This window comes from Leisingera coralii (assembly GCF_049056525.1).
GTDB classification, from domain to species: domain Bacteria; phylum Pseudomonadota; class Alphaproteobacteria; order Rhodobacterales; family Rhodobacteraceae; genus Leisingera; species Leisingera coralii.
The window spans coordinates 49,373-56,595 of record NZ_JBHUPT010000015.1; the positions used below are offsets into that span (position 1 = coordinate 49,373).

The window sequence follows — 7,223 nt, forward strand, 5'->3', positions numbered from 1 at the left end:
TTCCTCAGAAAGCTGCAGCAGGACCATCCTGCGCTCTTAGCATGAGGGGAATATGCACGCTGCACCGCAGCATTTCAAGAGTTTTGATGCTGCGGCGCAGAAAAATTTTCTGCGCCTGCAAAATCAACGGTTTGCCTTCACCTTCACATAGGATCCCGGGGACGGCATCAAAGACGGATAGCCCGAATCTCCCACGTCGCGGGCGGGGACCTGCTTGCCCGACCGCTTCTTCAGCCAGTCGTTCCAGCGCGGCCACCAGGAGCCCTCGTGGTACTCCGCCCCGGCCATCCAGGCCTCGCTGTCGCCCTTCAGGTCGTCATTGACGTAATGGCCGTATTTCTTTTTGCTCGGCGGGTTGACGATGCCCGCGATATGACCGGACTCCGACACGATGAAGCTCTTGCTGCGCGACCCCATCTGCTGCACGCCGTGGTAGCAGTCCTTCCAGCGGGCGATGTGATCGGTCTCGCAGGTGATCGAGATCAGCGGCACATCCACGTCCTTGATATGCAGCTTGTGCCCCATCAGTTCGAACCCCTCGCCGACGAACTCATTGTTCTGGCACAGGCCCCGCAGGTACTGGATCGCCATCCGCCCCGGCAGGTTGGCACCGTCACCGTTCCAATAGAGCAAATCAAATGCGGGCGGCGTCTCGCCCATCATGTAGCTTTTGACCGCCGGGCCGTAAATCAGGTCCTTGGAGCGCAGGAAGGACATGGTGCGCGCAATCACCCACGACCGCAGCAGGCCCTCCTGCTCCACCTGCGCCTCGATCCCGTCGATGAAGTCGTTTTGCAGGAACGGGGTGAACTCGCCCTGATCGCCGAAATCGGTCAGGGTGGTAAAGAAGGTTGCCGATTTCACCGACTTGTCGCCGCGCTGTTTCAGCAGCGACAGCGTCAGGCTCAGAGTGGTGCCGGCGATGCAGTAGCCCACCGTGTTGACCTGATCGACATTGCAGACCTCCTTGGCGGTCTCGATCGCGGTCAGGAAACCCTCCTGAATGTAGTCCTCCATTCCCACGTCGGCATGGCTGGCATCGGCGTTGACCCAGGAGACCACGAACAGCGTGTAGCCCTGTTCGGTCACCCATTTGATCAGGCTGTTCTGCGCCTTCAGGTCGAGAATGTAGAATTTGTTGATCCAGGGCGGGAACAGCACGATGGGGGTTTCATGCACGGTTTCCGTCGCCGGCTTGTACTGGATCAGCTCCATCATCCGGTTGCGGTAAATCACGTCGCCCGGCGTGGTGGCTATATTGCCGCCCAGTTCAAAGGCGGTTTCGTCCGCCAGCCGCACCACCAGCTCGCCGTTGTTGGCCTCCAGATCGGTGACCAGGTTCTCCAGACCGTCGACCAGCGACTGGCCTTCGGTTTCCACCGCTTTCTCCAGCGCATCCGGATTGGTAGGCAGGAAATTGGTCGGCGACATCATCTCGATGATCTGATCGGCAAAGTAGCTCAGCCGCTGCTTGTCCTTGCCATCCATCTCGCCGGCATTCTGCACCGCCTTGCGGATCGCATCGGCGTTGGTCAGGTACTGCTGCTTGACGTAGTTGAAGTACGGGCTGCTCTGCCACAGCGGATTCGTAAAACGGCGGTCCACAGGGCCGCCGTCATCCGGGCTGTCCATTTTTCCGGTCAGGGCTTTCTGTGCTTCGGCGAAATTCAGCACCGACTTGCTCCAGAATTCGAGCTGATGCTCCAGAAGCTTGGCAGGGTTTTGCATCGCCTCTGTCCAATAGGCGGTTGCTGCGCGCGCATAAAGCTCTTGATTCGGACCGTCCAAAGCCGGGTTATGCGGCACCTTCCGGGACATGACGTCGGCCAAACGCTTGCTCAGCTCCTCGACACGCTTCATATTTTCCTTAAGTTTTTCAATGCTTTCAGAATTGGCCGTTGCGGAGACTTCGTCACTAGTTGTCATAAAAAGGAATCCCTCATAGGCTTTCTGCTACGCAGAATACTCTTCTGCAGAAGGCAGGGCAAAGCGGCGATTGGTCCGATGTTCCGGATTTTCTGGTCCGATGACGCGGGGACAGAGCCCGAAGGAGACGCGCATGCGATACATGATGACCTACGACCTGATGGAGACCGTCCGGAACACCAACCAATGGCTGGGCGCCACTGCCCTCTCCATGGCATCTTACCCGGTCTTTTCCGCCTTGCCAAATCCTGCGCTCAGCTGGGTTGCGGCCTGGGGCGAAGTGACCGAACGCACCTACCAGCGGATGGTGGTGAAGCCCGACTGGGGCATCCGCACCTTCACCTGCGAAGACGGCAAGGACCATCTGGTGGACATCACCACCGTGGTCGAGCGCCCCTTTGGCGACCTGGTCCATTTCAAGGTCAACGGCCGCGAGGAACAGCCGCGCAAAGTGCTGCTGGTTGCCCCGATGTCCGGCCATTACGCCACCCTCTTGCGGTCCACCGTCAAGAGCTTGCTGGTGAACTGTGAAGTCTATGTGACGGACTGGCACAACGCCCGCGATATTCCTGTTTCCGAAGGGAAATTCGACATTGAGGACTACACGCTCTACCTCGTCGACTTCATGCGGGAGCTGGGCCCCGACACCCATGTCGTCGCGGTCTGCCAGCCGGTGCCGCTGACGCTTGCCGCCACCGCCTATCTGGCGGAGCGCGACCCCAAGGCGCAGCCCTCCTCGCTGACCCTGATCGGCGGCCCGGTGGACCCGGACGCGACCCCGACGGAGGTCACCGACTTCGGCCGCCGTGTCACCATGGGCCAGCTGGAAGAAACCATGATCCAGCAGGTCGGCTTCAAATACCCCGGCGTCGGCCGCAAGGTCTACCCGGGCCTGCTGCAGCTCGCTTCCTTCATGTCGATGAACGGCGAGCGCCACACCAAGGCGTTCCTGGACCAGATCCAGCGTGTCTCCCGCGGGGAGGCCTCGGATCACGACGCCCACAACCGGTTCTACGACGAATACCTGGCGGTGATGGACATGACCGCTGAATTCTACCTGTCGACGGTCGAGCGCATCTTCAAGAACCGCGAGATTGCCCGCAACGACTTCATCGTCAACGGCCACAAGGTCGATTTCAGCAAGATCACCGACGTGGCGGTGAAAACCGTCGAAGGCGCCAAGGACGATATCTCCGCCCCCGGCCAGTGCGTCGCGGCGCTGGACCTCTGCACCGGCCTGCCGGAGGAGAAGAAGGCCAGCCATGTGGAGCCGGGCGCGGGCCATTACGGCATCTTCGCGGGCCGCAGCTGGCGCGACAACATCCGGCCGCTGGTGATCGATTTCATGAACGCCAACAGCCGCCGCAAGCCGGCCCGCAAACCGGCCAACAAGAACACGGCCGCCTGACGGGATGAGCGGCGGCCTGGCGTTCTCCTGCAATTGCGGGACCTTGCGCGGCGAAGTTTCAGCAGCGGGTGTCAAAGGCGGCACCCGCGTCGTCTGCTACTGCCCGGACTGCCGCGCCAATGAGCTGTATCACGGCCAGCCGGATCCGGCGCCGGATCCGGTCGACCTGTTCCAGCTGTCGCCCGATACCATCACCATCACCCAAGGCGCGGAGCAGCTGAAGGCGATCCGCCTCGGCCGCCGCGGCCCGTTGCGCTGGTACGCTGCCTGCTGCGGCACGCCGTTCGCCAATACGCTGGCAAAACCCGGCCTGCCCTTTGCCGGCATGCGCTCCGGCCTGTTCCAGGACAAATCCGCGCTCGGCAAGATCCGCGCCAAGGCCTTCATTCCCGTGCCTGGCAAACAGTCCCGCACCAAGGGCGGCGGCGCCATGGCCTGGGGCATTCTCAGCCGGATGATCACCGCCCGCCTGTCAGGCCGCTGGAAAGACACGCCGTTCTTTGATGCGAAGACCGGCAAACCGGTGGCAGAGCCCGAATTGCTCAGCAAGGAGCAGCGCGCCGTGCTGTATCCCTAGGCCGGCACCGCCAGCCAATGCAACAGCGCCCGGTTCACTGCATCGGGCGCTTCCAGAACCGGGAAATGCCCCGCTTCCGGAATGACGACCAGCCGCGCGTTCGGGATCAGCTGCGACAGCAGCTCATGCTTGGCGGGCGGCACCACCGTGTCATGCTGCCCTGCCAGCACCAGCGTCGGCATATGCACCCGCCGCATCGTGGCCTGCTGGTCGGGCCGCCGCTGCAAGGCGCGCGCCTGCGCCACATACAGCTCCGGCCCCAGCTCCATCCCCATGTGGCAGAACAGGTTATGCACCTCCAGCCGCGACGGCCCCGGCGCCAGCGCCTCCATCGGCAGCGTCCCGCGCAGGACATCCTCCAGCCTGCCGGTCCGCGCCGCAATGATCTGCGGCTCCCGGTCGGCGGCCTGCTCCGGCGTCTCCGCCAGCGGGCTCGCTCCCATAAGGCACAGCCGGCTGATCCGCTCCGGCGCCCGGCGTACCAGCTCCATCGCCACAATCCCGCCCATCGACAGCCCCGCCAGGGCAAAGCGCGGCGGCAGGTGGCTCAGCATCCGGGCGGCAATCTTCTCCACCGTGTCGCCGCCCGCCAGCGGCAGCACCATCACCGGCATGCTGCCGGAGAACGTCTTGATCTGAGCCTCGAAAATCCGCCCGTCGCACATCATCCCCGGCAGCAGAACCAATGGTTCGCGGCACGGTTGCTGGTCATAAGGCATGTCCTGCCCTCGCGGTTTGCCCTCCACCCGTTGCCTCAACTGTGCGGAGAGCTTGCTGGCGGATCAAGAAAAACCTCGCGGCGGCAGTCATTCACCAAACCGCTGCCGCCGCCGCGTCACGCTCAGTAGCCGTTCCAGCGGAACGCGCCATTCGCCGCCAGCGGTGAAAACGGGTTGAAGGCGATCTCCCAGATATGCCCGTCCGGGCTGCGGAAATAGCCGTGATGGCCGCCCCAGAACACATCCTGCGCAGGCTTCAGCACCTCCGCGCCCGCGGCTTCGGCCGCCGCCAGCAGCTCTGCCACCTCTTCCTTGGTTCGGGTATTGTGGCTCAGGGTCATCGCGCCGGTACCCAGCTCCCGCTCCTCCAGCCCCATTTCCTCTGCCAGCGCCGCCAGAGGGTACAGCCCCAGCGTCTGCGAAATCAGGTCAAAGGCGATCACCCCGTCCGGGCTTTCCGCCCGCTGCCAGCCCAGGGCCTCATAGAAGGCCGCCGCCTTCTCCTTGTCCGGCACGCCCAGCGTGATCAGGCTTACCCTTTGATCCATCCTTCAACTCCTCGCACTTCCGCTCGCGCCGCAACACTGCTCCCGGCCGCGCGCCTTGCAAGGCCAGGCGGCTCGTCTCAGGTCATGGCCCTAGGCGCAGTCAGACCCCGCCCAGAACGTCCAGCACCGCGTCTTCGATCATCTTAAGGCAGGGCCCGTCCGAAAACCGGTGATCGGCATCCTTGACCAGGCTCAGCCGCATGTCCGGACAGGTCGCATGCTCCAGCAGCCGCAGCGCGGTATGGGCCGACACCGCCGTGTCTGCCGTCCCTTGCAGGCAGCGCACCTTGAACGGCAGGAACAGGGGCGAGCGCAGCACCAGCCGCTTGCGCCCGTCCTCGATCATCCGCTTGGAGATGTGGTAGGGCTCCATGTAGTCGCTCGGCAGCTCGACGTAGCCGCGGCTCTCCAGCTCCGCTTTCTGCTCCGCAGAGAAATTCGCCCAATACCCGTCCTCGGTGAAATCCGGCGCCGCGGCGATGGTCACCATTCCCTTGATCCGCTCCGGTATCTCCCGCGCCAGCAGCAGCGCCTGCCAGCCGCCCATGGAGGAGCCCACCGGCACGATCTCGCCCTCGGTCAGGCTCTCCACCGCCTCCAGCGTGTCCTCATGCCAGTCACCGATGCAGCCTTCCTCGAAGGTGCCGGAGCTTTCACCGTGGCCGGAGTAGTCAAACCGCAGAAACGCCTGGCCGCGCGCCTTGGCCCAGGCCTCCAGATGCACCGCCTTGGTGCCTTCCATGTCGGATTTCAGCCCGCCCAGGAACACCACACACGGCCCCTGCCCTTCGCTCTTGTGATAGGCAATCCGGCGGCCCTGGGCGGTGTCGAGAAAAGAAGTGGCGGGCATGTCTTTGGTCTCCTGTCCTTTTCCACAAGATGTGGCACGGCTTTGCCTGCCCTGCAAGCGGCAGCACTGCCCGCTTGCATGCCCCCTGCCGTCCTCCTTATGGTCCGCGAAAATTTTCCGGGGGACCACAGGTATGTTCAAGATCTTCAAAACCGCCGCGCTGGCCGCTGCCATCCTCGCGGTGGCGCTGGCCACCGCCTGGGCGGCGCTGGCGCTGTGGTACCGGCTGCCCTTCGGCACGCTGCCGCGCACCGCTATGGCGGGCGGGTTTGCCTTGCTGGGCCTTGCCGTCATGGCAGGGCTGTTCCGCAAGCACGCCCTGCGCGCCCTAACAACCTTCACCCTGGCGCTCGCGGCGGTGATCCTGTGGTGGTCTACCCTCACCCCGCCCGAGGGCGGCAACTGGTCCCCCGACGTGGCCCGCCAGGTCACCGGCGAGGTGGAAGGCGATATCCTCACCCTCACTGATGTCCGCAACTTCACCTGGGAAACACCAGAAGACTACAAGGTAAACTGGGAAACCCGCAGCTACGACCTGACCACGCTCCAAAGCGTGGACCTGTTCATGTCCTATTGGGCAGGGCCGCAGATGGCGCATGTGATCGTCAGCTTTGGCTTTGAAAACGGCGAGCAGATCGCCTGGTCGGTCGAAGTGCGCCGCCAGGCCGGCGGCGGCTTCTCCCCCATTGCCGACCTGTTCAAATCCAACACCCTGGTGCTGATCGCCGCGGATGAGCGCGACCTGGTCGGCACCCGCACCAACGCCCGCGGCGAGGACGTGCAGCTGTTCCGCATCGGCGTCAGCCCCGACACCGGCCGCGACCTGCTGCTGCGCTATGTGGCGGCTGCCAACAGCCTCGCCGCCCGGCCGCAGTGGTACAACTCGCTCACCACCAATTGCACCACCGTGGTGATGGCGCTGATCCGCACCTTCGCCGCCGAGGTGCCGATGGACTGGCGGGTGCTGGCCAACGGCTACCTGCCGGATTTCGCCTGGGAGCAGGGCGTGCTGGACCAGACCCGCAGCGTCGAAGAGCTGCGCGCCCTTGGCAGCATCACCCCCATCGCTCAGGCGCATGGCCTCACCCCGGACTATTCCGCCGTGATCCGCGAGGGCGTTCCCGCCCCTGCATCAAACTGACCCGGCTTCTTTCTGGTCACAAATACCCAGGGGAGCGGGGGGGGCCGGCCCCTC

At 64.0% G+C, this 7,223-nt stretch carries 7 protein-coding genes; 3 read left to right on the forward strand and 4 right to left on the reverse strand.

Annotation, left to right across the window (positions count from 1 at the left end):
• Positions 1-123: 123 nt before the first annotated feature.
• Positions 124-1,926: a PHA/PHB synthase family protein gene (locus ACFMBG_RS06200; protein ID WP_421053834.1), complete on the reverse strand. Its 1,803-nt coding sequence runs from the start codon at positions 1,924-1,926 to the stop codon at positions 124-126.
• Between the two features lie 133 nt (positions 1,927-2,059).
• Between ACFMBG_RS06200 and phaZ the strand changes: the two genes are divergently transcribed.
• Together phaZ and ACFMBG_RS06210 are read left to right on the forward strand one after the other, a co-directional pair.
• Positions 2,060-3,334, forward strand: a complete 1,275-nt coding sequence (gene phaZ / locus ACFMBG_RS06205; RefSeq protein WP_421053835.1) for a polyhydroxyalkanoate depolymerase — start codon at positions 2,060-2,062, stop codon at positions 3,332-3,334.
• A gap of 4 nt (positions 3,335-3,338) precedes the next feature.
• Positions 3,339-3,911 (forward strand): DUF6151 family protein, encoded by a 573-nt coding sequence (locus ACFMBG_RS06210; protein WP_421053836.1) that lies wholly within the window; start codon positions 3,339-3,341, stop codon positions 3,909-3,911.
• Here the strand turns inward: ACFMBG_RS06210 and ACFMBG_RS06215 are convergent.
• The 3 genes from ACFMBG_RS06215 to ACFMBG_RS06225 all read right to left on the reverse strand — a co-directional run bounded on the left by ACFMBG_RS06215 (position 3,908) and on the right by ACFMBG_RS06225 (position 6,028).
• A complete protein-coding gene (locus ACFMBG_RS06215) occupies positions 3,908-4,630 on the reverse strand; it encodes an alpha/beta fold hydrolase (RefSeq protein WP_421053837.1) in 723 nt (240 codons plus the stop codon). The genes ACFMBG_RS06210 and ACFMBG_RS06215 overlap by 4 nt on opposite strands.
• Before the next feature lie 122 nt (positions 4,631-4,752).
• Positions 4,753-5,178: a VOC family protein gene (locus ACFMBG_RS06220; protein ID WP_421053838.1), complete on the reverse strand. Its 426-nt coding sequence runs from the start codon at positions 5,176-5,178 to the stop codon at positions 4,753-4,755.
• Positions 5,179-5,278: 100 nt separating this feature from the next.
• Positions 5,279-6,028, reverse strand: coding sequence for an alpha/beta hydrolase (locus ACFMBG_RS06225; RefSeq protein WP_421053839.1), 750 nt, complete (start codon positions 6,026-6,028; stop codon positions 5,279-5,281).
• A gap of 133 nt (positions 6,029-6,161) precedes the next feature.
• Between ACFMBG_RS06225 and ACFMBG_RS06230 the strand changes: the two genes are divergently transcribed.
• Entirely contained in the window at positions 6,162-7,169 is a 1,008-nt protein-coding gene (locus tag ACFMBG_RS06230; RefSeq protein WP_421053840.1) for an Lnb N-terminal periplasmic domain-containing protein, read from the forward strand.
• Positions 7,170-7,223: the final 54 nt, after the last annotated feature.